We start from the raw sequence: 25,852 nt of genomic DNA on the forward strand, positions 1-25,852 counted from the left end.
TAAATTCCAGCCTGTCATGCAGGCCGGAATGTACAAATGAAAACGCCCCGACTCGTCCGGGGCGTTTTCGTTTTTGTGGGGGACTGTTCTTGCGATGCTAAACCAACACCCCCAACTCCTTCGCCCGCGCCACCGCCTGCGTACGCCGCTCGACCCCCAGCTTGCTGTTGATATGGCTGGCATGGGTTTTAACGGTATGCAGCGAAATGAACAACTGCTCGCTGATTTCCTGATTCGAACACCCCAGTGCGATCAGTCGCAGAACGGCCAACTCACGTGTACTGAGTTGTTCGGCGACTGGCGATGACTCCACCACCGAACGGGAAGCCATGACTGGGAGCTTTTCCAAGAGGTTCTGCGCAACGGCCGTCGGCGCACAGAGTTGAAGTTGCCCGCGCAGCCAGTCCGGGTGCTCGACCAGTAATCGGTCAAACGGTTGCAGGACGCCTCCGGCGGCCGCTTCCAAAGCCTGGGCCAGCGCCTTGCGGGCCTCGGGTTCGCGTCCGCTTGCCAACAACAGTGCGACTTTCTGACTCAGCGCCATCACGCTGAGCATCTGCCGGCCGCTGCGCTGACCGTGTTCATGCAGCGCATCCAGGCGCCCCTCCGCGAGCATGAGCTGGCCCTTCATCATGTCCAGCACCGCCTGTTGCAACTCAATGTGCAGCGGCAATTGCGGATGGAATTCCGGGGGAGCCGCCGGGTGTTCGCCATTGTAGGTCTGGCCCAATCTCGCGAGCCAGGCTTCAGCCAGATCGGTGCGGCCCTGGGCCAGCCAGAGTTCACATTTGACCTGGGTAATCATCGCCAGATAGTAGATCGGCGGGACATCCCAGATGTGCATCAGGCGCTCGGCCTCGGCAAGTTCGGCGAAGGCCTTCGCGAATTCGCCGATGTTGCCCTCCAGCCGGGCAATCACGCAGTGGCCGATCAATACGCTGATGTCGCGACAGGCCCGGGCTTCACCCAGCCCTGCTTGCAATCGCACCCGCGCAGCCTGGGGTTGCAAGCGCAGCGCCAGCAAAAAACCCTCGTACAAGGTCAGGCGCGCGCGCACCGCATAAAGCCGTTGTGGGGATAAACCTTGCAGGCGCTGCAGCCCCTGGCGAACTTCGTCCAGCGAACGCAGAATCTCCCCGCGCGCTTGCAGCACGCGGGCGCGGTCGTAATGGGCCAGCGCTTCAAACAACGGATTGCCGACCCGTTGCGCCAGCTCAAGGGACTCACGATTCAACCCCCTCGCACGCCAGAGGTCGCTGTCGGCAATCGCCAGATTGGACAATGTCGACAGGCACATCAGTCGCTGCCCATACCGTTTGGCCGGCAGGCTATCCAGCGCTTCGGTGCAATAGAGCATGGTCAGCTCGCGATTGCCTCGCCCCCGGGCAATGATCCCGCTCAGGGCCAGCCATTGCGCCAGCATGGATTTTTGCGCAGTAGCCGACGGTGCCGGCAGGAAGCGGCTCAGGTGACTGGCCAGCTCCTCGGCGGCGTCCAGTTGACAGGCCAGCCCCAATGCCCAGCTGTAGAGCACGATCAACCGTGGCGTGCTGATTAACAGACTATCGGGCAAGTCCATTTTCCAGCGCAGCAGCATGCCGACGTTCTGCTCGGCCAGCAGTTGCTCTTCAGAAAGGTTTTGCACCAGATTCGCCGCGACATCCAGATGCCCGGCGCGCAACGCCTGCTCCACCGCCTCATCGAGCAGCCCTTGGGCGTTGAACCAGCGGCAGGCGCGCAGGTGCAGACTGGCCGTCGGTACCATCGCCTGGGCGGTGGGCCGGCTGCGCAGCAGATCGGAAAAAAGGTGGTGATAACGATACCAGTGACCGTGTTCGTCCAACGGCACCAGAAACACCTGATGCGCCAGCAGGAAACGCAGGATCTCGGCGCTGTCATGAGCCTCGCGCACAGCGTCGCACAGCTCACTGCAAAAGCGTTCCTGGGGCGCGGTGTCGTACAGGAATGACTGCACCTCGGCGGGCAGGCAATCGATGACTTCTTCGAGCAGGTAGTCGCGAATCAGCCCTTCCCCGCCGTACAGCGACTGGGGCAATGCCCCCTCACTGCCCGCCTCGGAGGCCGCCAATAGCCAAAAGCGCAGCCCTGCCACCCAGCCTTCGCTGCGCTGGATCAAACTCTCCAGCGCCTCGCCACGCAATGAAATGCTGTGTCGATCAAGCAGGCTCAGGGCTTCATCATGGGTCAACCGAAGATCCTGCTCATGCAACTCGAGCAGTTGCCGCGACAGCCGCAGGCGTGCCAGATGCCAGTCCGGGCGCTGCCGACTGGTGACCATGACCAACAGGCCATCGGGTAAATGATTGAGGAAAAACTGCAGACAACGATCGAGCACCGGGCCCTGGGCCAGATGATAGTCATCAAGTACCAACAGCAGCGGCGTGTTGGGTGAGAGGTGCACGGCCAGTTCATCGAGCAAACCGTCCAGCCATTCTTCAAAAGCGAACGGTTGATGACGTTGGCGCATTTTCAGCAGCCCCAACGCCTGGCTGCCCAGTTGTGGAAAGTAGTCCTGAAGACCTTCGAGCAGGCGCTCAAGAAAACGGCCGGGATCACTGTCCCGCAGACTCAAGCCCAGCCACAGGCTTTGCCAGTGATCTGGCAACCCCTGACAAAACTCCACCGCCAATGAACTCTTGCCGAACCCTGCCGGCGCGCTGACCAGCAACAGCCTGCCACCGAGACCTGCACTCAGGCGCTCGCACAGACGCGGCCGCAGCACATGGCCGGCAGGCAGCGGAGGCCGGAAAAAGCGCCCGTCCAGTGCCGCGACGGCAACGCTTGCAGGGCCCGGAAGTGGAGACAGATCAGTCATGGCCGGCTCTTGTTTGAAATACTGATGGCGGCGTTACAGATGTCCGCAGCCTAGCGGTAAACGAAGAGCTATTGAAGGTTATTGCTACAAATGGCTACAAAAAGACTACGAGCAAAAATGTCGGTAAACCGGACAACCACACCGGACAACGATCTTTATGAACTGCCAAAAAAACGCCCCGAACCAGTCGCAATGCTGTTCACTTAATCGCACTCCCAGTCATGCCTACCTTTGTGGCGAGCGAGCTTGCTCGCGCTGGGCTGCGTAGCGGCCCCAAAAATCTGACAACCATTGCCGATTTTTGTGAGTGCTACGCACTCAAGCGGGAGCAAGCTCCCTCGCCACAGGTTTCTCTGACTCAAGACTCTCTTAAGTGAACGGTATTGCGAACCAGTCGGGGCGTTTTTTCGAGGATGCGGCCTCGGGTTACAACATTTTAGCGAACGCCTTCCTGACGCAACGCGGCCGGAGTGAAGTCGGCGGTGCTGGCGGTGAAGCCGAAGTTATACGCCGACTTCTCTTCGTTCTTCATGCCCAGCGCCAGGTAGCGGCCCGATTGCAGGTCGTACAGGGTTTCGAGGGCGTACCACGGCACTTGCTTGTCGTAGTAGTTCTCGGCGTGAGCCTCGGCGACGCGCCACAGCTGACCGCGACCGTCGTAGTGGTCGATCACTGCTGCCTGCCAGGTGTCTTCGTCGATGTAGAAATCACGTTTGGCGTAGATGTGACGCTGACCTTCCTTCAGGGTCGCGACCACATGCCAGACCCGACGCAGTTCATAGCGAGCCAGGTCCTGGTTGATGTGACCGGCCTTGATAACATCGGTGTACTTCAGTTTCGGATCGTCGAGCTTGTAGCTGTCGGAGGCGATGTACATCTCTTTCTTGCCTTCGAGCTTCCAGTCGTAACGGTCCGGTGCACCGTTGTACATGTCCAGGTTGTCGGAGGTACGCAGGCCGTCGGCAGCGGTGCCCGGCCCGTCATAGGACACTTGCGGCGCACGACGCACTCGACGCTGGCCGGCGTTGTAGACCCACGCCGAACGCGGTTCTTTTACCTGGTCGAGGGTTTCGTGCACCAGCAGCACACCACCGGCCAGACGTGCCGGGGCGGTCACTTTCTGCTTGAAGTAGAACAGGATGTTGCCCGGGTTTTTCGGGTCGTAATCCTTCATCTTGTCGCGGAACACGAACTGGTCTTCGAAGTACACCATGCTGAACGAGCCGTTCGGCTGCGGCGTGGCCTGGGTCACCAGACGGGTCACGCTGCCGCCACGATAGCGGGTGATGTGGTTCCAGATCACCTCAACGCCGCTTTTCGGAATCGGGAACGGGATCGCGGTTTCGAAGTTCTCCAGACCGTTGCCACCGGACACCAGATTAGTGTTGGTGGCGTTCTTCTTGATGGAGGCAAACACGTCATCCGGCACGGTGGCACCGCGATGGGACGGGTAAACCGGCATCTTGAAGGTTTCCGGGTAGCGCTTGAACATCGCGTACTGGCCCGGCGCAAGCTTGTCCTTGTACTGGTCAACGTTCTGCGCGGTGATGGTGAACAGCGGTTTTTCACTCACGAACGGATCAGACAGAAAACCCTTGCTGTCCACGCTACCGGCGTTTTTTGGCATCGGTTTCCAGGCCGGGATCGAGCCGTCGGCGTTGCCTGCCATCTCGGCCCCCATCGGGGTCAGGCTCTTGCCCAGCTTGTCCGCTTCGGCCGCAGGGACCGCCGCCATGACAGCGGTCGCCAGCAGCGAAAGCCCCAGAACACCAACATGGAACAGACTCTTTGTTATTTTCATAAATGTGTTCGTCCTGAAAATGCAGTGCTTAGAAGTTCACGCCGAAGCTGAGCGCAACGAAGTCGCGGTCATCTACGGTGGTGTACTTGCCGTCAAAGAAGTTGGTGTACGCCAGGCTCGCGGTGTAGGTGTTCTGGTATTCGGCATCGAGCCCCAGGCTTACCGCTTTACGACCTTCCTCGAAGTTGCCGCCAGGGCCTGGCGAGTAACCGCTCACGTCGTGGGACCAGGCCACGTTCGGCTTGAGGTTCACACCGGCGAATACGTCGGGGTATTCCCAAATGGCCCGGGCGCGATAACCCCACGAAGTGGCCGTAGTGAAGCCGTCGTCGTTGCAATTGCGGCTGCGGTTATTGGTAGCGGCACCTGGGCCGGCACCGTTGATGGTGCTGGTATTAAGGATCGCCGAGCAGGTATCGAGGCCACCGGTGGACGGCAGTTCGCCAGGCCCGTAGACCGGATCGCGACCGTAACGGACGTCGGAGCTGCTTTCCAGGCCGCCGACGTGGGTCACGCCCAGCTCGCCCACCAGGGTCAGACGGCTGGCGCCCATGACCTGATCGAAGAAGTGCGTCAGGGTGGTCTGGAACTGGGTGATTTCCTTGCGGCGATAGCCGTGCAAGTCCTGACCCGGGACACCATTAAGCAGCGAAGCATTGGTCAGGGCGCCGCCCAATGGACGCACGCCGGCGAACAGAATGTCGGTGGAGTTGAGCTGCACCGGCGCGTTCGGACGGTAGCTAAGCTCACCGCTCCACGCCGTGCCGGTAGGCAAGGTAGTGGAGAAGCTCAAGCCGTAGAGGCGGATGTCTTCCGGGTATTCGACGAAGTAGTTCGAGTTACCCGCGACTACCAATGGCGCAAGAGCCCGAAGCGCCCCCGGCAAGGCCGCTGCCCGTGCATAGGCCGACGCTGGAGCACCCGTGGCGCTGAAGATCGGCGCACGGCTGTGATAGTTCATGAAGTAGGCGCCGAACTCGGTATCCAGCGGCTCAAACATGTATTTGAGGGACGCGCCCCACTGGCCACTGTCCCGAGCATCGCGATCCGCGCCACGGCGCACCAGCACACCTTCTTGGTTGACGTCGACACCCAGCCTGGTCAGTGTCGGCAGAGCGGCGGCCGGAATGGTCGAGCGCTTGTTCAGCACGCGCAGGTTGTTGTCGCAACCGTCGGCAATGATGTCGGGCTGGGAGAAAAAGGTGCCGCAGTTATCGACGACGGTCTGGTCCCATTCCAGTTGATAGAAGGCTTCGGCCGACAGGGTGTCGGTGAGGCTCTGGGACACGTAGAACATGTTGACCGGAATCAGACCTTCCTTGACCTCGGCGCCTGGGCGACGGAACGCGGACACGTCGATCGGGTTGATCGAGTTGATGCCACCACCGATGAAAGTACTTTCACCCCAGCTCACAACCTGCTTGCCCAGGCGCACGGACCCCGGCTGATCGGCAATGGAGTAGTTGTGGTAGACGAAGGCGTCGAGGATCTCGCCGCCGGAGGATTTGGCGCCTTCCTTGCGGTTGCTGTCGCTGATGTCCTTGAACTCACGGCTTTCATCCTTGAGTTCGAAGTCGTACCAGTATTTGCCTCGGACGAAGACACCGGTGTCGCCGTATTTCAATTCAAGATCATGAATGCCCTTGAAGATCTTCGAGAAGGTTTCGCCACTCTTGAAGTTGGCGTGACCGTCATCAGACGTCTGGGACAGGCCATGGCCCCCGTTATTGACGCCGATCAGGTTTTTGTTGGGACTCTGAGTAGACCAACTGGCTCCGATCGACAGGGATGAGTCGAATTGACCTTCGATTTCACCAACGTTGAAACTGACGCCGAATGCGGGCCCGGCGAGCGAAGAGGCAAGACTGACCGCCAGGGGCAGTTTCGCCCGGCGCCAGAACTGGTTTACTGATGTCATCGACGCTACTCCATGTGCATTATTGTTATGGCTTAGTACTTTTAAAAACGCTGTGGGTAACCGGAAGCCAAGCGGTCCGAAGTCACTCCAAAGTTGCATCGCCCCGTTTATTGCGTGAGCTCCGTTCTTAAAAATCCTTGAGCGGACTATAGCCAGCAGGTAGTAGTGCTTGATCCCTCTAAAGTGTGATTTGCGCTGCCGGCCACTCTGGAACAGTCCTTTCGCCAGTCCGACATATGTCGGCACGGCAAGGATGGCTGAAAATTCGGATTTCACAAGCCAAGCGCTTGCTTGGTGGCTCTGGCGTGCCCTTTCGGGCACGCCAGATGACGCTTAAAGCGTCGAGAGGAAGGTGCTGTTGTTGGCCTGCCATTCGGTGATGTCGACGCGGATACGCTTCTTGTCGAGCTTGCCGACGCTGGTCTTGGGAATTTCAGTAACAACGGCGATCTGACTCGGGATAGCCCACTTGCTCAGGTGCCCCTGTTCAACGTACGGCTTGAGGTGCTCCTTGAGTTCCCTGGCCCCGATCTGATGCCCTTCGCGAACCACCAGCAGCGCAAATGGGCGCTCGCCCCACTGCGGATCGGCGATGCCCACTACTGCTACCTCGCGTACCGCAGGGTGGCGACTGATCAAGTCTTCCAGGTCCAGGGAAGAGATCCACTCGCCACCGGTCTTGATCACATCCTTGATCCGGTCACGGATGTCGATCACGCCCATGCTGTCCAGGGTTGCCACGTCGCCGGTGTGCAGCCAGCCCCCGGCCCAGAGCTCGGCGCCTTTTTGCGGCTCGTTGAAGTAACCCTCGGTGAGCCACGGCGCACGCAGCACCAGTTCGCCCTGGGTTTCACCATCGGCAGGCAGGAAGTTGCCCTCGGTGTCGACGATTGCCGCCTCAACCAACGGCCCCGGCACACCCGCCTTGATCCGGTAGGTGGTGCGTTCGTCTTCGGTACCGGCCATCAGCTCATCGTTGAGGTGGGCGCATGATACCAATGGCCCGGTTTCCGACATGCCATAAGCGGCGGTCAATTGGATGCCCTTGGCCTTGGCGGCGTCGTACAGCGCATGGTTGAGCGCACTGCCGCCGATGACGATTTTCCAGCCACCGAAATCGACGTTTTGCGCCGCCTTGGCATTGAGGACCATTTGCAGAATGGTCGGCACGCAGTGGGAAAAGCTCACCTTCTCCTTGCGCCACAGCTCCACCAGATACTCGGGGTCGTAACGGCCCGGATAAACCTGCTTGAGCCCGAGCATGGTCGCCACATACGGCAAGCCCCAGGCGTGCACATGGAACATCGGGGTGATCGGCATGTACACGTCGTTGGTGCCCAACAGCCGCACGCTGTCGATGGCGCCCATGATCGTCGACACGCCCATGGTATGCAGCACCAGTTGCCGATGGGTGAAATACACGCCTTTGGGGTTACCGGTGGTGCCGGTGGTGTAGAACGTGGTGGCCACCGAGTTTTCGTCGAAGTCCTGGAAGTCGTACTGCGGGCTCGCCGCGGCCAGCAGTTGCTCGTACTCGCCGACAAGGTTCGGCAACTCGGCAGTCTTTTCCGGCAAGTCGGTCAGCAGCAGGGTTTTCTCCACCGTGGTCAGGTGCCCCGCAATTGCCTTGTACAACCCGACGAACTCGCTGTTGACCAGCACAAAGCGGTCCTCGGCGTGGTTCATGGTGTAAAGAATCTGTTCTGGCGACAGCCGCACGTTGATGGTGTGGATCACCGCGCCGATCATCGGGATAGCGAACATGCACTCCAGGTAGCGATGGCTGTCCCAGTCCATTACCGCCACGGTATCCCCGGCCTTCACGCCGGCTTCTGTCAGCACATTGGCGAGCCGTGCGACCCGCTCGATCAGGGTCGGATAGCTGTAGCGCAACTGATCGCGATAGATGATCTCCCGAGTTTTTTCGTAACGGGCACCGGACATCAGCAGCCGCTTAATCAACAGCGGATACTGGTAAGCGCCCTCGGCTGGAGGAATAACGCGAGTCTGCAACATAAGAGTCCCTTTTTGACTGCACAGTCTTGGCTGCTAAAGCTAAGCACTCTAGAGGCCTTGAACGCCAGCCAAATCAGCCAAAGGTATGATTTGCAGAGCCGTACAAATGCTAGCTTTGCGCCAGCATTTGCGAGAGTTCGTCAACCGTTACGCCATTTTTCCTACGCCAGCCTCGGCTGGTGTCCGGGGGAAAACCATTGCAGCCACGAAGGTCAACGCCGCAATACTCGCCAATATCAGGTAAAGGCCTACAAAACCTTGGCGCGGTTCGACGAACGAAATCAGCGGAATCGCGGTAGCACTGGCACCGAACGATAAACAGTAACGCAGCGCGAAGACTCGGGATTGCCATTGCGGCGCGACAAAGTTGGCGACCATCGCATCATTCACCGTGACCTGGCCAAACACCACGAACATGAACGCCGCACCCAGCACGATCACGGCCCAGCCGTCGACATAGGCCAACCCGAACAACAGTGGCGCCTGGCACAGCGTCAACACTATGAACGGCCATTTCAGACTGAAACGATGCAAGACCCGGCCGATGCTCAACTGCGCCACGGCGCCGAAGGCATACGCCAGGCTGACCACGACGCCAAGGATTTGCGGTGAAGTAAACAAATCGTGCAGGCGTTCCTGAAACAATTTCGGATAGGTCATGGTCGTGGCGTTGAACACCACACCGCCGGTCGCGGTGGCCAAGGCCAGTACGCCGAACACCATGACCATGGAAATCCGCTGGCCAGCCGCATCTTTGAGCGGTGTGTGCGCACGCTTGGGGATCGGTTCTTCGCGCACCTGAAACGCGAAACCGATGCCCAGCCCAATCGCCACCACGCCAGGCAAAACGAACGCCGAACGCCAGCCGAGTTGCGCCACCAGCAACCCGGTGATCAGCGCCGAAAACGCCACGCCAAGGTTGCCCCACATGCCGTTGATACCGATTTCACGGCCCCGGTTCTGCGCGTAAGCCACCAACATCGCGGTGCCCACCGGGTGATAGATCGCGGCGAAAATACCGATCAGCGTCAGGCCGAGTACCAGCATCGGTGCGCTACTGCTCACGCCGGTAAAGATTGCCGAAGCGCCAATGCCGAAAAAAAACACCAGCATCATTTTCCGTCGGCTCCAGCGATCCCCCAACCAGCCGGCCGGCAGCGAACAGGCGCCAAAGGCAATAAAACCACCGAGAGACAGGCCGATCAGCGCGGCGTAGTCCTGCGCGAAGGCCTGGGCCATGCCGAGAACGGCGGCGGGGAAAATCAGCATGAACATGTGATCGATCACATGGGCTGCGTTGATATAGCGGAGGACATTTCTGGACTGGTTCATCGCGGCACGCTTACGTTGTAGTGAGCGGCTTATGCTAAGTTGGCGAAAAAGAGTAATCCTGACAACAAAGTCATTGGATCTGACATGTTAATCAGCCATTTCCTGCACGGGCCGGTCAGCGCCTATCCGCGAGACTACGTGGATGGTGCTCACCAGGAACTGCATCAACACCGCGAAGCTCAGTTGCTGTACGCCGTTTGCGGCACCATGCGAGTGGTCACTGCGCAAGGTGCCTGGGTCATTCCACCAACCCGAGCCGTGTGGATTCCACCATTGGTGGCGCATGAAATTTTCATGTCGGGCGAGGTGCGCATGCGTTCGCTGTTCATTGCCCCCGAACTGTCGCCGTCAACGCTGCAGCAGTGCTGCGTGCTGGCCGTCACGCCGCTGCTGCGCGAGCTGATCCTGCGCGCGGTGCAAGGTCCGCGACACGCGGAAAACTCATTGATTCAGAAGCTGATGCTGGAAGAGATCGCTAGCCTTGAAAACCTTCCGCTACACATTCCAATGCCCGAAGATCGACGCCTGCTGGGCATCTGCCTGGCGCTGATGCGCGCACCGGAGCACTCCAACACCCTGGAAGACTGGGCACAGCAGGTCGGCGCCAGTTCTCGAACCTTGGCGCGGCTGTTCCAGCAGCAACTGAAGATGAATTTCAATGCCTGGCGCCAGCAACTGCGCCTGATGGAAGCACTGCCGCGTCTGCTCGCCGGGGAAAGCGTGCAGAGCGTGGCGCGCGATCTGGGCTACGGCAGTGCTCGGGCGTTCAGCGCAATGTTTCGCCGTTTGCTCGGGGAAAACCCTCGGGAATACCTGAACGCGCTGAACAAATTGAGCGAACTCAATCCCCCATAGACGCTCAGCACTGTCAATGCATCTCGGTGAACGCGAGTTTCACGCCGATGGCGATCAGCACCGCGCCCATCGTCCGGTCGAACCAGTGGCCCATGCGGGCGAAACCGGCGCGCACGCGTTGTTGACTGAACAACATCGCCACCAGGCAAAACCAGAGCGCCGTTGCCGCTGCCAGATAGATCCCGTAACCGGCCTGTACCGCCAGCGGCGTGTGCGGGTTGATCACCACGGTGAACAGCGACAGGAAAAACAGCGTGGCCTTCGGGTTCAGGCCATTGGTCACGAACCCCGCAGTGAAGGCGCCCCGCGCGGTGCGCTCACCCGCTTCCTGGTGCAGATCGTCAGCCGCAGGTTTGGCCGGTTGCGCGCGCAGGGCCTTGTAGCCGATGTACAGCAGGTACGCGGCAGCGGCCCATTTCAAGGCGTTGAACAGCACGATCGACTGAGACACGATCAGCCCGATCCCCAGCAGCGAATAACCGACGTGCAGGAAAATCGCCGAGCCAACGCCCAACGCCGTCCAGGTCCCGGCACGGCGACCGTGAGTCACGCTCTCTCGCACCACCACGGCGAAATCCGGGCCGGGGCTTGCAACAGCCAGCAGGTGAATCAGCGCAACGGTCAAGAATTCTGTCCAGTACATGGGGGCTCCTTTTGGGCAGGTCGATCAATAAAAATCTTCGAGGCAAACCTCACCTATTTGCCACGTTTCATATCTGTGGCGAGGGAGCTTGCTCCCGCCGGGTTGCGCAGCGCGCCCTAACCCAGGCGACCGAGTATTGTCAGGCATACCGCGTTATCCGGTTTGCGACTGCTTCGCAGCCGAGCGGGAGCAAGCTCCCTCGCCACAGGTTTTGTGCCAGACCAGGCACTACATTCATCTGGTAGGCTCGGCAGATTACGCCTTCAGTTCAATGCACAAAAGGTACAGTTGATGACGAACTCTCGCCGCGCCGTTTTCCTTGACCATCCGTCCCTGGATCTCGGCGATCTCGACCTCAGCCCACTACGCGAGTGCTTCAGCGACTTGCAGCTGTTCGCCCAGACCACACCTGATCAAGTGATCGAACGCCTCAAAGGCGCCACCGTCGCCATCACCAACAAAATCCTGATCGATGCCGCGGCCATAGCGGCCAGCCCCGAGTTGAAGCTGATCCTGATTACCGCCACCGGCACCAACAACGTCGACCTGGCCGCCGCCCGCGCCCACGGGATCACCGTTTGCAATTGCCAGGGTTACGGCACGCCGTCAGTGGCTCAGCACACGATCATGTTGTTGCTGAACCTGGCGACGCGCCTGGGCGACTATCAAAAAGCCGTCGCCGAAGGTCGCTGGCAACAGGCGAAACAGTTCTGCCTGCTGGATTACCCGATCGTCGAACTCGAAGGCAAAACCCTCGGTTTGCTCGGACACGGTGAGCTGGGCGGTGCCGTCGCGCGGCTGGCCGAAGCGTTCGGCATGCGCGTCTTGTTGGGGCAGATTCCGGGCCGCCCTGCCCGCCCGGATCGCTTGCCGCTGGACGAACTGCTGCCGCAAATCGACGCCCTGACCTTGCATTGCCCGCTCAACGAACACACCCGACACTTCATCGGTGCCCGTGAACTGGCCTCGATGAAGCCCGGTGCTTTCGTGGTCAACACCGCGCGCGGCGGCTTGATCGACGAAAAAGCATTGGCCGACGCCCTGCGCAACGGCCACTTGGGCGGCGCGGCCACCGACGTGTTGAGTGTCGAACCACCGACTGCGGGCAATCCGCTGCTGGCCCAGGACATTCCACGGCTGATCGTCACCCCGCACAACGCCTGGGGCAGCCGCGAGGCGCGGCAGCGAATCGTTGGCCAGTTGACGGAAAACGCTCAGGCTTATTTCAGCGGTAAAGCGCTGCGGGTCGTCAGTTGATAAACTGCGGCACTTTTTTTCAAGGAGCAGAGTATGGATCCGCGCAGTGAAGTACTGCTTCGTCAGGCCGAGTTGTTCCAGGGTTCGGTATTGCTGGCCGGTTTGCCCGCCGACGACTTGCTGGGTCGCTTGCCCGATGCCCACGGCTGGTGCTGGCACGCCGGTGATCAAGCAGCACTGGACGCCCGTTTCGCCGGGCGCAGCCATTTTGGCGTGAATGCGCCCGAGCGCGAATTCGACAGCGCCGTGGTGTTTCTGCCCAAGTCCAAGGACCTGACCGACTATATCCTCAACGCCCTCGCCTCTCGTCTGGCCGGTCGTGAGTTGTACCTGGTCGGCGAAAAACGCAGCGGCATCGAAGGCGCGGCCAAGCAGTTGAACCCATTCGGCAAACCACGCAAGCTCGACAGTGCGCGGCATTGCCAGCTCTGGCAGGTCACCGTGGCCAATGCGCCAGAAGCCAAGTCGCTGGAAAGCCTGGCCCAGACCTATGAACTGCCATTGGCCGAAGGGCCGTTGAAAGTCATCAGCCTGCCAGGCGTGTTCAGCCACGGTCGACTGGATCGTGGCAGCGCCCTGCTGCTGGAACATCTGGACAAACTGCCCAGCGGCCACCTGCTGGACTTCGGTTGCGGCGCAGGCGTGTTGGGGGCGGCGGTCAAGCGGCGTTACCCGCACAACCAGGTCACTCTGCTCGATGTCGACGCGTTTGCCGCCGCCAGCAGTCGCCTGACCCTGGCCGCCAACGGTTTGGAAGCGGAGGTGATGACCGGTGACGGCATCGATGCCGCGCCCATGGGTTTGAGTGCGATTCTGAGCAATCCACCGTTCCATGTCGGCGTACACACCGACTACTTCGCCACAGAGAACTTGCTGCGAAAAGCGGCTAAACATCTGAAAAACGGCGGCGAACTGCGTTTGGTAGCGAATAGTTTCCTGAAGTATCAGCCACTGATCGAAGAGCACTTGGGCGTGTGTGCAATCAAGGCTGAAGGCCAGGGTTTCCGAATCTACCGGGCCAAGCGCGGCTAAAAAAGCTTTTGCAAAAGAGGGCTTGCCCAATCGGATTTGCCTAGGCAGAATCCGCTCCGTCCTAGGGGAGTAGTCTCCCACGAGCGCCATGCTCGTCCGGCATACGTCAACATACTTGGTCCTCAGACCATGGCGTATGCGACCCAAGCGTCCGCACCAGACGGATCGCCGGGTTTGACAAGACCTATGACACGAACACCTTACCCGGGGCGGGAAGGCTGTACGTGTCATAGCCGTGTCGACCCGCCCCTTAGGAAAACCCTGATGATGCTGGACTCTCTACTCGTTCCCACCGCAATCGTTGCCTTGGCCGAAATCGGCGACAAGACGCAACTGCTCGCGCTCATTCTCGCTGCCCGCTTTCGCAAACCCTGGCCGATCATCGCCGGCATCGTCGCCGCGACCCTGGCCAACCACGCGGCGGCCGGTGCGGTAGGCGCCTGGTTCGGCAGTTTCTTCTCGAATGCGACGCTGCACTGGATCCTCGCCGCGAGCTTCGCCGCCACCGCGCTGTGGACCCTGGTGCCGGACAAGATGGACGAAGACGAAGCCAGCACCGCCCGCAAGTTCGGACCGTTCCTGACCACGCTGATTGCGTTCTTCCTCGCGGAGATGGGCGACAAGACTCAGGTCGCGACCGTGATGCTCGCCGCGCAATACCCGGATCTGTGGCTGGTGATCCTCGGCACCACCGCCGGGATGTTGATTGCCAACGTGCCGGTGGTACTGGCGGGTAATTTTGCAGCGGAAAAACTGCCACTGACCCTGATCCGTCGCTTGGCAGCGTCGGCGTTCTTCATTTTGGCGATTGTCGCGGTGTACAAGGCGATGCAGAGCAGTGGCTGGGTTTGACCCTGGCTCCAGTGGGAGAAAATTGTGGCGAGGGGGCTTGTCGGAACGCCGCATCGCCCCGTTCGACTGCGCAGCAGTCGCAAAGCAGCAGACTACGGTGTAGCTGAAGCATTGTGGTGGGAGAGTTCAAGAGGGCTGCTTCGCAGCCCAACGGGGGCAAGCCCCCTCGCCACAAGCCTCAGCGCTTGACGATCAGGATTTCCTGGCTTTCTCGTACAGCGGCATGACTTTAGGAATCGCCGCCTGCAACGACGCAATCCGACTGGCCGACGCCGGGTGAGTGCTCAAGAACTCTGGCGGTGCGCCTTCCGAGGCCTTGCTCATTTTGTTCCACAGGGTGATCGCAGAGTTCGGGTTGTAACCGGCGCGGGCGGCCAGTTCGAGACCGATCAAGTCAGCTTCGTTTTCGTTCTCGCGACTGTTGGGCAAGGTCATGCCGTATTTGGCCACGGTGTCCGCCAGAGCCAGGCTGTCCTGCCCCAGACCGAGCAACGCACCGGCGCCCTGCTTGGCCATTTCGAGACCGTAAGCCCTGGACATCGCTTCACGACTGTGCTCGCGCAAGGCGTGAGCGATTTCATGGCCAATGATGGCGGCGATTTCGTCATCAGTGAGTTGCAGGGTGTCGATCAGCCCGCTGTAGAAAATGATCTTGCCGCCAGGCCCGCAGGAGGCATTCAGCTCGTCGCTCTTGATCAGGTTCACTTCCCATTGCCACTGGGCCGAATCCGGACGGAACACCGGTGCCTGGGCAATCAGGCGATTGGAGATGGCCTGGACTCGCTTCGCATTATTACTGGATTTATCCAGCACGCCTTTGGTGCTCGCCTCCCCGATGGTCTGTTGATAAGACTGGGCGTACATCTGGTTGACCTCGGAGGTCGACAACATACTGAACATGTATTGCGTGCGCTCAACGCCCACGGCGCCACCGCTGGTGGTGTTGACCGACTGACAACCGGCAAGCAGCAAACTTGCACTCAGTGCACACAAAACCAATGTCTTACTCATCAAGAAGCTCCCTGGAAACATGCCGCGTATCCTAGGTGGGGATTTGTATCGGCGCTAGATACAACGGACGTGTAGCACGTACATTTCAGACAAAGCCCCGGTCACCGTAGGAAAAAATTCACACAACAGCGTCCGCCGCGGCTGATCACGGCCAGCAATGATTCATTTACGACATCCAGCACTCTAAAACAGCCAATTCGTTACACCTGGCTCATGCCCCACCGCCCCAGTGCCGATACAGCTCTGCAGACGTCCTCTTGCGTGCGGAGCACCCATGAAATTCAAGTCGATCCAGTTTTCCGTTGCCGCCCTGGCCGGCGCCATTGTGCTCAGCGTTGTCGCAGCCCTGGTGCTGTACGCGCTGTTTTCCGGCGCCCGGACCCAAGACATGGTCCAGCAACGGACTCAGGCGCAGTTCGAGCAAGTCATCGAACAGCGCCTGACGTCGCTGGCGCAAACCCAGGTCAGCCAGATCCAGCGCGAACTCGAAGCGCCGCTGCTGATTGCCGGCGGTCTGGTGCGGGTCAACGCATTGATCGGCACACCGGGCGCCGACGGCCAGCCGCAACTGAGCCTGAGCCGTGAGCAACTGATCAGTCTGATCAAGGAAAACGTCGCCCGGAACCCGAAAATTCTCGGCACCTACATTGGGTGGGAAAAAAACGCCCTCGACCACAACGATGCGGCCTACGTCGACACCAAAGTGGTCGGCATCGACGCCAGCAACGGGCGCTTCCTGCCATGGTGGTTCCGTAACGAAGACGGCAGCCTGGGCCTGGACAAACTGGTGGACGTCGACGACCAGAAAACCCTGTCCACCGGTGTGCGCGCCAGCGAGTACTACCTGTGCTCCAAGGAAACCAAAAAAGCCTGCGTGATCGATCCGGCACCCTACAAGGTCGGCGACAAAATCGTCATGCTCGCTTCCTTCATTGAACCGATCATGCTCAACGGCGCCTTCCAGGGCATCGTCGGCGCCGACCTGTCAGTGAACTTCATCCAGGAAATGCTCCTGGGGGCGAATCAGAAACTGTACAGCGGCGCCGGGGAAATGGCCCTGATCGGCGGTAATGGCCGGATCGTCGCCTACACCAAAGACCCGAGCAAATTCGGCGAAAAAGTCAGCGACATCCTCGACAGCAAACAGATTGCCAACATGGCCAATCTCAAGCGCGGCGAAGTCACCTACACCGTCGACAAGGCCCAGGGCCGGATCGAGTTGTACCTGCCGTTCGGCATTGGCCAGACCGACGCCCGCTGGACCTTGATGCTGCAACTGCCGCTGAACGCGGTGATGGCCGACCTGCAAAAACTTCAGGGTGACCTGGACGCACAGCGCAAGTCCGACACCTTTGGCATGGCCATGGTCGGCCTGCTGATCGCCGGCATTGGTTTGTTGGTGATCTGGCTGGTGGGCCACGGCATTGCCCGGCCGCTGAAGCAGATGGTGACCATGCTCGATGACATCGCCCAGGGCGAAGGCGACCTGACCCGCCGCCTGACCAGCGACCGCAGCGACGAACTGGGCTCGATCGCCAAGGGCTTCAACACCTTCCTGGCCAAGTTGCAGGCGATGATTACTCAAGTGGTGACATCGGTGCAGAGCGTCAGCGACTCGTCGGAACATACCGCCGACATCGCCATTCGCACCAACATCGGCGTGCACAAACAAATGGCCGAGATCGATCAGGTCGCCACCGCCGTACACGAAATGACCGCCACCGCCCAGGACGTGGCGCGCAACGCCACCCAGGCCGCGCAAGCTGCCAGCCATGCGGATCAGGCGGCGGCGCAAGGCATGCAAATCGTCCGGGATACGTCGAATTCGATTGGTGTGCTGGCCATCGAAATCGGCAAAGCCGTCGGCGTGGTGCAGACCCTGGCCAAGGACAGCGAAAACATCAACGCGATCCTGACCGCCATTCGCGGCATCGCCGAGCAGACCAACCTGCTGGCCTTGAATGCGGCCATCGAAGCGGCGCGCGCCGGTGAACAGGGTCGGGGTTTTGCGGTGGTGGCCGATGAAGTGCGCAACCTGGCGCAGAAAACCCAGAAGGCCACGGAAGAAATCCAGACCATGATCCAGCAATTGCAACAAGGCACCCGCGATGTGGTGCGGGTCATGGAAGACAGTCAGAGCCGTACCGACGAAAGCGTGCAGCACGCGGCGAAAGCGGCCGAAGCGCTGGAAACCATTACCCAAGCAGTGTCGGTGATCAACGACATGAACACCCAGATCGCCAGCGCCGCCGAGGAACAGAGCGCGGTGGCCGACGACATCAACCGCAACGTGATCAACATCGGGCAAGTAGCCAATGAAGTGGCTGGTGGCGCGGATGAATCGAGCGCAGCGAGTGCGGATTTGACCAAGTTGGCGGAACAGCAGCGGCGGTTGATCAATCAGTTCAAGGTTTAACTATCGCCGGAAGGTCCGCGCAAACGCCCATTTAACCCGGGGTCAAACACTCCGGCCCATTGAGTTTCGGATCATTCACCATGTTCGCCAGCACCCGCTCGCGCAGCGCCGCGGGTTCGCTGGCCAGCAGCGCCTGCAAGGCATGCAGCGGGGTTTGGGGGTTGAGCCAGGCTTCCTGCCCCGCCGCATCGAGAATCAACGGCCGACGCTGACTCGAAGCAGGTTGGGTAATCACCGCCGTACTCAGCCATACCTGCTCTTGTACTGGATACGCCTCCCAGATCGCCGCGAAGTACAGCGTCGAGCCCTCCCCCGGCGTCAGCCAGTACGGACGTTTGCGCGTAGTGCCGCGCCACTCGTAAAAACCATTGGCCGGCAGCAGACAACGGCGCAGGCGCAAGGCTTCGCGAAACATCGGCTGTTCGGCAACGGTTTCGGCACGGGCATGGGCCGGGGTGCGGGACAGGTCGGTCAGCCACGGCGGCGTCAGGCCCCAACGGGCGCGGGCCAACTCACGCTGCCCGTCTGCACCGGCACGCAGCATCAACACCGAATCGTTGGGAGAAATATTCCACTGGGCCTGCTGATCGGCGGGAAATCCGGGCAGGGCTGCGAAGGCGGGGTTCCAGCGAAACAGGGCATAACGTCCACACATGGGGCAATACGACTCTTGATCAAACGAACGTCAGCCTAACAGACCAGCGTGCCGGGAAAGCTGTCCGGTTCATCGCCGGACAGCGGCAGCGCGGCATTGTACGCGGCGATCAGTTCCCGCGCGTATTGCGCCTGGTCGTTATCAACCGATACACCCAGCAGGCCGAATATCGGCAATTCCCCGGTACCGCCGATCAAATCCCGGCCCACCAGATGCGCCTCGATGCCTTCACTGGCCAGCATGCTTAGCAGCAATTCGCCTTCCATCAGATTTTCCGGCTCATAGATACGCTGCATGGGTGACCCCCTTCATTCGTTTTCGCTGTAGACGTCGAGGTGCCATTCCTCGCCGTGAACCTGCAAGACAAAGGTAATGGGACGACAACACACCGGACAATCCTCGATATAGGTCTGATCACCGCCAGACAAATCCAGAACAGCCTCGACTTCTTCACCGCAATACGGACATTCATACTGCGCAGTTTCCAGCATCGCGGTCTCCCAGGTGACTTGTGCGTATAATCGCCGGTCTATTTGCAGGGCTATTTTTGTCTGACTACCTTTCAGACCGTGCCCCGTTGGTTTTCGATCAATACCTTTACTTACCCTAGCCGTTTCTAACAAGAGAGCATGATGGGCGAATTCGATGCCATCCGACCTTACGACGACAGCGAAGTCCCAGCGGTGCTGGCACGGCTGCTCGGCGACAAGGCGTTTCTAGATATCCTCACCCACTTCCGCTTCCCGCGCTTTGCCGGTGCCTTCGGCTGGATGCTCAAACCTCTTATAGCGCATCGGCTGCGCCGTGAGTTCGCCGGCGTCACGTCGGTGGCCACGTTGCAGGACAAAGTCGAGTTTTACGTCGACCACACCATCGAGCGCGCCACGGACGGGGTGACCTACACCGGCGTGGAGCAATTCAAGTCCGGCAGCGCCTACCTGTTCATCGCCAACCACCGCGATATCGTGATGGACCCGGCCTTCGTCAACTACGCCGTGTACCACGCCGGCCTGCCGACCCCACGCATCGCCATTGGCGATAACCTGCTGCAGAAGCCTTTTGTCAGCGACCTGATGCGCCTGAACAAGAGCTTCATCGTGCACCGTTCGATCACCGGTCGACGCGAGAAAATGGCGGCGTATCAATTGTTGTCGGCCTACATCAATCACTCGATCCGCAACGATTGCGCCTCGATCTGGATTGCTCAGGCTGAAGGCCGGGCCAAGGACGGCGACGACCGCACCGAGTCGGCGATCCTCAAGATGTTCCACATGAGCCGCAAGGACGAGCCGTTCGGCGAAGTCATCCGCTCGCTGAATCTCACCCCGGTGTCGATCAGCTACGAATACGACCCCTGCGACCAGGCCAAGGCCCGCGAGCTGTACATTCGCGCCACTACCGGCACCTACACCAAGGCGCCGGGCGAGGATGACGTGAGCATCGCCAAGGGCATCACCGGTTACAAAGGCCGGGTCCACGTGAACTTCGCCGCGCCGATCACCGAACTGTTCGAAGACACCAAGCAATTGGCGATCGAAATGGACAGGCAGATTCTGGGCGGTTACCGGTTATTCCCGGTGCATTACCTGGCGTATGCGCAGTGGAAAGACGCCGACCCGCAATTGCAGGCGCCGAAAGCGGCCGAGCTGTTTGCGGCAGATGAACTGGCCAAGGCTCAGGAAGAATGGCAGCGTCGGCTGGAAGCTTGCCCTGAGGAACATCGCCCGTTCCTGGTGCTGCAATATGCGATGCCGGTGCGTAATCAGTATCGGGTCAAGGCCGGGTTACCTCTTTAGGGTAATGGCTGGATACGACAACGGCGCCTTCGGGCGCCGTTTTTTTGTCTTGATGCAGCAGGTCAGTCAGTCACTGTAACTGTGGCGAGGGAGCTTGCTCCCGCTGGGCTGCGAAGCGGCCCCAAATGCAGCCATCCCCACTGTATCAGACACACTGCGAGCATAGGCTTTACGACTGCTGCGCAGCCGAGCGGGAGCAAGCTCCCTCGCCACAGGGTCTTGTGTCAGGACTTCAGACCCGAGTACTGACCCACGACACCAGCAGCGCCATCCCAAGGCAGGCAAAACCGAAGCGATAGAAAAACCGGTTCATGCGCAAGGTCGCCCAATCGAGCGTCGGCTCTTCGCTGGGTCGGCTCTGGCGCTGGGCTTCGATACTGGCCATCGCGCGCTGTTCACGACGACGGGTGGCGTGCAGCAACCAGCCGCCCGGGCAGGCGAACAGCAAGGCCAGCAGGTTGATCAGTTTGGCGGGATGAGCGGTAAAGAGCGAAATCAATTGCAGCGACATCACAAACCTCAGGCAGAACCAGTGTGGCAGACGCCCAACCGACGACCGCGGCGCGAATTCTACCGAAAGCGCTCCGGCCTGCCCCGGCTTTCCGACAAATAACGAAACCATTTGACCGATAGCTGTCCTGTGTCACGGCGCTGTCATCTGAATCCGCCAGTCTGTCGCCCCTCGAAACCGACACGGACCGCGTCATGCTCCACGCCGAAAACCAGGATCGTCTTTACCTCATTGCCCAAAGCGACGAACAACAAACCTTAGTCGGCAGCCTCGCCTTCAATGTACAGGACCGGCATTGGCTGGTGTATTGCGCGTTGGGCGGGCATCAACATGCGGATTTGCCGGAGACGGATTTGCTGACCGGGGTGAGTGTTCTGGACTTCTATTCGCAAGCGGCTTGATTTCCCTTGCTGGAACGGCAGGCACAAAAAAACCCGGCGCCATCACTGACACCGGGTTCTTTAGACTAGCTGCAAACCGTTACTCGCCAAGCACCTGACCAATCGTCGGATCCTTGAACAAGCGGGTCAACGCATCGCTCAACACATCACTGACCAGCTTGGTATTGGTTTCCTGATTCGGCGCCATGCCAAAACGCTGATCCAGCGACGCGCCGTAGCGACCGCTGTAACGACGGTTGGCATTCTGCACATCGGAACGGAACGTCGCGCCAATTGTTGCTTCAGTCACATACAAACCTTCTTTGGGCGACTGATACTTCAGCTCGGCCAGGGTCACCGTCAATTGCGGCGCATTCAGCGCATTGGCCGTCGGCGTGAAGCCCAGCAACCGCACGGCTGCTTCAGCCTGAGCCTGCAGCTTCGGCAGAATCTGCGCGCCCTGCACCGTGATCGCACTGGTCTCCGGGTACAGACCGCCACGGGTCCCCAGGGTTGGCGATGGACGACCATCCACCACACGCACCACCACCGGCTGACCGTGGCCGATCGGCGCCAGCTGAGCCGTCAGCTTGGGTTCCGGGTTCAGTTGTTGCGGGCTGTGGGCGCAGCCGACGAGGGTCAAACTGGTCACAGTGATCAAACCGAACAACAGGCGTTGCAACATGCTCTTCTCTCCAGAATCAGGCAACTAACAATGCCCGCAGTATAGCGGTGCGCCACTGCGGCGAACTAGCTTCGCGCAACGATTACTGAAATCTCTGACAAACCCGGCGCAGCGCGGTTCCTGTCACACCTTTGTCACCGCCCGCTGGCAACCTTTATGGCAGTCATCCCAGTAGGTACGTTGCCATGCGTTTTCTCATCTCGCTGTTCGCGCCACGCCCGCTGCACCGCAGCTTCGCCCTGCTCGACCGCAATGGCCACTGCCAGGCCTTCAAGCAGTGCAGCCTCCAGCCTATGGGCGATGGCTGGGTCGAAATCGAAGAAATTCGCCTCAACTGGCTGCACCATCCCCTGCCCGCCAGCGCCCTTGTCAGCCAGCACCAACCACGTGCACGTGCGCAGCAACTGCTGACCACCTGACCGGACGCCTAATAAAAGTCATTAAACACGACCATTTCCCTGCGTTTCTTCGTTACAATCTCCCCCCGATTATAAGGACGTCTCCTGATCGGGCCTCGCAGCATCGTTCAATGCCTCGGTATTGACACCCCGAACCGCCCACAGAGAGCCGCCCACACAGATCGAGTGAAGCTGGCGCGCTTGCTGTTTCTCAAGCAAAACCCCCACTTTTCGCGAATCTGCAGAGCTGTCATAACGCTCGGTCACTGAGCTGTTTGCCCGTTTTTGCCGCCCATGCACCCCATGGCGGCAATCCATCCGGGCGCGGTGCCAGGCTGGGACAGCCCTTTTTTGAGGTTCACGTCTTCAAAAGAGCGTGAAAAAAACGGGTTTTCACAACTTCACAAGAGTGTGGCGAGCAAATGAATAGTTTTGCGTCTGAACATGCACCATTAGCGTCTACAACAGCCCAACGACACAGGACCGAGTACTCCTCGAACACCGGAGCCTGAAGCCTGTCCGCTACGGATTTGGTTGCACAAACGGATGTCTCGACCATAAGTCGAATTGCCAGCCGCGCGCCGAAATGAGTTCATGTGACTCTTGAAGCCAGGCCGCATGCATCCGTCGAAGTTGCGAAAAATTGCGAAGATTCGGACATGGCGATCCTGGCCATGGGTACCTGGGGCATCACTGACACGCCCCGTCACTCCTGGCAGCTATGCCGACAATTTGGTGCTGCAGATTTTGGAGACGCGTTAAATGGCGCATAACGAAGCAGTCGACGTAGTACTGGTTGGGGCCGGCATCATGAGTGCCACCCTTGCGGTACTGCTTAAAGAGCTCGACCCCGCGATCAAGCTGGAAGTCGTCGAGCTGATGGATTCCGGTGCCGCGGAGAGTTCCAATCCGTGGAACAACGCCGGTACCGGTCACGCCGGGCTGTGTGAGCTGAACTACACGCCGCAGGCCGCTGACGGCACCGTCGACATCAAGAAAGCCGTGCACATCAACACCCAGTTCGAGGTGTCGAAGCAGTTCTGGTCCTACCTGACCAAGAAAGGCACCTTCGGTTCGTGCAAATCGTTCATCAGCCCGGTGCCGCACCTGAGCTTCGTGCAGGGTGAGAATGGCGTGTCCTTCCTCAAGGAACGCTTCAAGACCCTGAGCAAGCACCATGCCTTCTCGGACATGGAATACACCGAAGACAAAGCCAAGATGGCCGAGTGGATGCCGCTGATGATGCCGGGCCGTCCGGCTGACGAGGTCCTCGCCGCCACCCGCGTGATGAACGGCACCGACGTCAACTTCGGCGCCCTGACCAACCAACTGCTCAAGCACCTGACCAGCGCGCCCGATGCCCAGGTCAAGTACTGCAAGCGCGTCACCGGCCTGAAGCGTAACAACGGCGGCTGGACCGTCAGCATCAAGGACGTCAACAGCGGCAATACCCGCGAAGTCGACGCCAAATTCGTCTTCCTTGGCGCCGGCGGCGCGGCACTGCCGCTGCTGCAAGCGTCGGGCATCGAAGAAAGCAAAGGCTTCGGCGGCTTCCCGATCAGCGGCCAGTGGCTGCGTTGCGACAACCCGGAAGTGGTCAAGCACCACCAGGCCAAGGTCTACAGCCAGGCCGCGGTCGGTTCGCCACCAATGTCCGTGCCGCACCTGGACACCCGTGTGGTCGATGGCAAAAAGTCCCTGCTGTTCGGACCTTATGCCGGTTTCACCACCAAGTTCCTCAAGCACGGTTCGTTCATGGACCTGCCGATGTCGGTCCGCGCCGGCAACATCGGTCCAATGCTGGCCGTGGCCAAAAACAACATGGACCTGACCAAGTATCTGGTCAGCGAAGTGATGCAGTCGATGGAGCAGCGCCTGGAATCCCTGCGTCGCTTCTACCCTGAAGCGAAAGCCGAAGACTGGCGCCTGGAAGTGGCCGGCCAACGGGTGCAGATCATCAAGAAAGACCCGAAGAAAGGCGGCGTTCTGCAGTTCGGTACCGAACTGGTCGCGGCCAAGGACGGTTCCCTTGCCGCTCTGCTCGGCGCCTCGCCAGGCGCCTCGGTGACCGTGTCGATCATGCTGGAGTTGATCGAGAAGTGCTTCCCGAACAAGGCCAAGGGCGAGTGGGCTGCCAAATTGGCGGAAATCTTCCCGGCTCGGGAGAAAGTCCTGGAAACCGACGCTGCGCTGTATCGCAAGATCAATGCGCAGAACAACGTCGCACTGGAACTGGTTGAAGCAAGCAGCGAAACCCAAAGCTACGCTTGATTCAGCCGCATAAAAAACGCCCCGTCCTCATTGAGGGCGGGGCGTTTTTTTGTGTGCGGTGAAACAATCTCTGTGGCGAGGGAGCTTGCTCCCGCTGGGCTGCGAAGCGGCCCCAAAACTCTGGGAACTCCGGAGATTTCGTGAGTGCTGCGCACTCAAGCGGGAGCAAGCTCCCTCGCCACAGATGCCGGTGTGCCTGATCTTAACCGCGAGCTTTTTCGATCAGCTCGATGTACTCGGCCGCGTTGCGCTGATCCTGGATCAGGGCCACGAAGTTATTGCCGTGCTCATCCTTGCCGTCCAGATCGTAGCCGGCTTCGACAAAGAACGTCAGAAAACGCTCGAAGTCATCGATGCGCAGGCCGCGGTACGCCTTGATCAGTTTGTGCAACGACGGTGAAGTGGCGTCGACCGGCTCGAAATCGAGGAACAGTTTGATCTGCGCATCGCCGATCTCGTCACCAATCACTTGCTTCTTATCTTTACGCATTGCCGACTCCAGCTCGCAGACATTTCACAGGGCGGGCAGTTTACCCCTGCCTTGATGCCGGGCTCAACGCGGACGAACGCTGCCGGTGTGCAGATCGGCCCAGATATGGCCATTGGCGTAACTCAGAAACTGGCAATACACCGTTTCGTTGCGCAACAAGTCGATCACCACCCGGTACTGGGCCAACGGGTAATAGAGCGTTAGCGTTTTGCTTTTGTTGTCGTAGATCGGCTTTTTCAGGCTTTTGCTTTCGCCATCGAAGTTGACCAGCACCTGGCTGATGGTCGCACCCTTGTTCAAGGGTTTGCCCTTGAGGCGGATCAGCAACGGTGAGGTGACCGGGATCGGTTGTTGGTTGGACTGACGCTGGCTGCCGAGGACCACCGAATACTCGGTGACCTGCAACAGTTGTTGCTGCTCGGGTTCCGCTTCACGCAGAGTCAAGTCGTCCGGGGGCAAAAACTGCACATGCATCGGTGCCGGGGCAGCGGCCAGGGGTAGGCTGAAGACCAACATCAGGGCGGCGCAGCTACGGATCAAAAGACTCATGACAGGCTCCAGGGACGAGGCCGAGCACTCTAGCATGATGATCAATCGGGCGAATAACCGATCCAGATCAATACTCTCAAAGACAACGCTGGGCATACTGAAAGAGCCTTCAGCCCTATCTCGACGGCGTGCCGTCTACTGTGGAGTT

At 59.8% G+C, this 25,852-nt stretch carries 23 protein-coding genes, 1 pseudogene and 1 riboswitch; of the genes and pseudogenes, 10 read left to right on the forward strand and 14 right to left on the reverse strand.

Translation table 11 applies throughout. The annotated features are described in order from the left end of the window. Positions 1–97: 97 nt before the first annotated feature. The 5 genes from ACCC96_RS14500 to ACCC96_RS14520 form a co-directional block, all read right to left on the reverse strand. Positions 98–2,836, reverse strand: coding sequence for a LuxR C-terminal-related transcriptional regulator (locus ACCC96_RS14500; protein ID WP_413696174.1), 2,739 nt, complete (start codon positions 2,834–2,836; stop codon positions 98–100). A gap of 436 nt (positions 2,837–3,272) precedes the next feature. Further along, on the reverse strand, positions 3,273–4,637 hold the full coding sequence (locus tag ACCC96_RS14505; protein ID WP_413696175.1) for a DUF1329 domain-containing protein: 1,365 nt from the start codon (positions 4,635–4,637) through the stop codon (positions 3,273–3,275). Between the two features lie 28 nt (positions 4,638–4,665). Then, positions 4,666–6,555 (reverse strand): DUF1302 domain-containing protein, encoded by a 1,890-nt coding sequence (locus ACCC96_RS14510; RefSeq protein WP_019651172.1) that lies wholly within the window; start codon positions 6,553–6,555, stop codon positions 4,666–4,668. Positions 6,556–6,888: 333 nt separating this feature from the next. After that, positions 6,889–8,571, reverse strand: coding sequence for a fatty acid--CoA ligase (locus ACCC96_RS14515; RefSeq protein WP_019651171.1), 1,683 nt, complete (start codon positions 8,569–8,571; stop codon positions 6,889–6,891). Positions 8,572–8,718: 147 nt separating this feature from the next. Further along, positions 8,719–9,903, reverse strand: a complete 1,185-nt coding sequence (locus ACCC96_RS14520; RefSeq protein WP_413696176.1) for an MFS transporter — start codon at positions 9,901–9,903, stop codon at positions 8,719–8,721. A gap of 84 nt (positions 9,904–9,987) precedes the next feature. Between ACCC96_RS14520 and ACCC96_RS14525 the strand changes: the two genes are divergently transcribed. Continuing rightward, the gene (locus ACCC96_RS14525; protein ID WP_413696177.1) at positions 9,988–10,758 is read left to right on the forward strand and encodes an AraC family transcriptional regulator; all 771 of its coding nucleotides are present in this window, start codon (positions 9,988–9,990) and stop codon (positions 10,756–10,758) included. 13 nt (positions 10,759–10,771) lie between these two features. On the opposite strand, the gene ACCC96_RS14530 is transcribed toward ACCC96_RS14525, so the two are convergent. Continuing rightward, on the reverse strand, positions 10,772–11,401 hold the full coding sequence (locus ACCC96_RS14530) for a LysE family translocator (RefSeq protein ID WP_019582369.1): 630 nt from the start codon (positions 11,399–11,401) through the stop codon (positions 10,772–10,774). A gap of 291 nt (positions 11,402–11,692) precedes the next feature. Here ACCC96_RS14530 and ACCC96_RS14535 point away from each other — a divergent pair, with 291 nt between their 5' ends. From ACCC96_RS14535 to ACCC96_RS14545, 3 genes are all read left to right on the forward strand, one after another. After that, positions 11,693–12,658: a 2-hydroxyacid dehydrogenase gene (locus ACCC96_RS14535; protein ID WP_413696178.1), complete on the forward strand. Its 966-nt coding sequence runs from the start codon at positions 11,693–11,695 to the stop codon at positions 12,656–12,658. A 33-nt stretch (positions 12,659–12,691) separates the two neighbouring features. Continuing rightward, entirely contained in the window at positions 12,692–13,690 is a 999-nt protein-coding gene (locus ACCC96_RS14540) for a methyltransferase (protein WP_413696179.1), read from the forward strand. Between the two features lie 52 nt (positions 13,691–13,742). Further along, a riboswitch (yybP-ykoY riboswitch) is annotated at positions 13,743–13,878 on the forward strand. Between the two features lie 79 nt (positions 13,879–13,957). Continuing rightward, entirely contained in the window at positions 13,958–14,542 is a 585-nt protein-coding gene (locus tag ACCC96_RS14545) for a TMEM165/GDT1 family protein (RefSeq protein ID WP_026286682.1), read from the forward strand. Positions 14,543–14,734: 192 nt separating this feature from the next. Here the strand turns inward: ACCC96_RS14545 and ACCC96_RS14550 are convergent, their stop codons facing one another. Next, positions 14,735–15,553 carry a M48 family metallopeptidase gene (locus tag ACCC96_RS14550; RefSeq protein ID WP_018929596.1) on the reverse strand — a complete coding sequence of 273 codons (819 nt, stop codon included), beginning with the start codon at positions 15,551–15,553 and terminating at the stop codon, positions 14,735–14,737. A 1,363-nt stretch (positions 15,554–16,916) separates the two neighbouring features. On the opposite strand from ACCC96_RS14550, the pseudogene ACCC96_RS14555 reads away from it, so the two are divergent. Both ACCC96_RS14555 and ACCC96_RS14560 read left to right on the forward strand, forming a co-directional pair. Then, positions 16,917–17,114 (forward strand): annotated as a pseudogene (locus ACCC96_RS14555) (HAMP domain-containing protein); the annotation flags it as partial. 111 nt (positions 17,115–17,225) lie between these two features. Beyond that, positions 17,226–17,969 (forward strand): methyl-accepting chemotaxis protein, encoded by a 744-nt coding sequence (locus ACCC96_RS14560; protein ID WP_413696193.1) that lies wholly within the window; start codon positions 17,226–17,228, stop codon positions 17,967–17,969. 31 nt (positions 17,970–18,000) lie between these two features. Here the strand turns inward: ACCC96_RS14560 and ACCC96_RS14565 are convergent, their stop codons facing one another. Genes ACCC96_RS14565 through ACCC96_RS14575 form a run of 3 tightly spaced genes read right to left on the reverse strand, consistent with a single transcriptional unit; the run spans position 18,001 to position 19,115 of the window. After that, positions 18,001–18,624: an SOS response-associated peptidase gene (locus ACCC96_RS14565; RefSeq protein ID WP_413696180.1), complete on the reverse strand. Its 624-nt coding sequence runs from the start codon at positions 18,622–18,624 to the stop codon at positions 18,001–18,003. Positions 18,625–18,659: 35 nt separating this feature from the next. Continuing rightward, positions 18,660–18,920, reverse strand: a complete 261-nt coding sequence (locus tag ACCC96_RS14570) for a putative signal transducing protein (RefSeq protein WP_007939795.1) — start codon at positions 18,918–18,920, stop codon at positions 18,660–18,662. A gap of 12 nt (positions 18,921–18,932) precedes the next feature. Further along, positions 18,933–19,115 (reverse strand): CPXCG motif-containing cysteine-rich protein, encoded by a 183-nt coding sequence (locus ACCC96_RS14575; protein ID WP_018929594.1) that lies wholly within the window; start codon positions 19,113–19,115, stop codon positions 18,933–18,935. A 138-nt stretch (positions 19,116–19,253) separates the two neighbouring features. On the opposite strand from ACCC96_RS14575, the gene ACCC96_RS14580 reads away from it, so the two are divergent. Next, positions 19,254–20,420: a 1-acyl-sn-glycerol-3-phosphate acyltransferase gene (locus tag ACCC96_RS14580; RefSeq protein ID WP_413696181.1), complete on the forward strand. Its 1,167-nt coding sequence runs from the start codon at positions 19,254–19,256 to the stop codon at positions 20,418–20,420. A gap of 232 nt (positions 20,421–20,652) precedes the next feature. Here the strand turns inward: ACCC96_RS14580 and ACCC96_RS14585 are convergent, their stop codons facing one another. Beyond that, the gene (locus ACCC96_RS14585; RefSeq protein ID WP_007939791.1) at positions 20,653–20,931 is read right to left on the reverse strand and encodes a hypothetical protein; all 279 of its coding nucleotides are present in this window, start codon (positions 20,929–20,931) and stop codon (positions 20,653–20,655) included. A gap of 194 nt (positions 20,932–21,125) precedes the next feature. Between ACCC96_RS14585 and ACCC96_RS14590 the strand changes: the two genes are divergently transcribed. Next, on the forward strand, positions 21,126–21,332 hold the full coding sequence (locus ACCC96_RS14590; RefSeq protein WP_018929592.1) for a hypothetical protein: 207 nt from the start codon (positions 21,126–21,128) through the stop codon (positions 21,330–21,332). Positions 21,333–21,411: 79 nt separating this feature from the next. Here the strand turns inward: ACCC96_RS14590 and ACCC96_RS14595 are convergent, their stop codons facing one another. Continuing rightward, entirely contained in the window at positions 21,412–21,996 is a 585-nt protein-coding gene (locus tag ACCC96_RS14595; RefSeq protein ID WP_007939787.1) for a YajG family lipoprotein, read from the reverse strand. A gap of 185 nt (positions 21,997–22,181) precedes the next feature. On the opposite strand from ACCC96_RS14595, the gene ACCC96_RS14600 reads away from it, so the two are divergent. Together ACCC96_RS14600 and mqo are read left to right on the forward strand one after the other, a co-directional pair. Further along, positions 22,182–22,415: a hypothetical protein gene (locus ACCC96_RS14600; RefSeq protein ID WP_019651165.1), complete on the forward strand. Its 234-nt coding sequence runs from the start codon at positions 22,182–22,184 to the stop codon at positions 22,413–22,415. A 741-nt stretch (positions 22,416–23,156) separates the two neighbouring features. Continuing rightward, positions 23,157–24,665 carry a malate dehydrogenase (quinone) gene (gene mqo / locus ACCC96_RS14605; RefSeq protein WP_018929589.1) on the forward strand — a complete coding sequence of 503 codons (1,509 nt, stop codon included), beginning with the start codon at positions 23,157–23,159 and terminating at the stop codon, positions 24,663–24,665. Between the two features lie 202 nt (positions 24,666–24,867). Here mqo and ACCC96_RS14610 read toward each other — a convergent pair whose 3' ends face one another. Then, positions 24,868–25,155, reverse strand: a complete 288-nt coding sequence (locus ACCC96_RS14610) for a PA4642 family protein (protein ID WP_019651164.1) — start codon at positions 25,153–25,155, stop codon at positions 24,868–24,870. Between the two features lie 63 nt (positions 25,156–25,218). After that, the gene (locus ACCC96_RS14615) at positions 25,219–25,704 is read right to left on the reverse strand and encodes a hypothetical protein (RefSeq protein ID WP_019582378.1); all 486 of its coding nucleotides are present in this window, start codon (positions 25,702–25,704) and stop codon (positions 25,219–25,221) included. Between the last annotated feature and the right edge of the window lie 148 nt (positions 25,705–25,852).

Origin of the sequence: Pseudomonas sp. Pseusp11 (genome assembly GCF_047304405.1) — a bacterium.
Taxonomy (GTDB): domain Bacteria; phylum Pseudomonadota; class Gammaproteobacteria; order Pseudomonadales; family Pseudomonadaceae; genus Aquipseudomonas.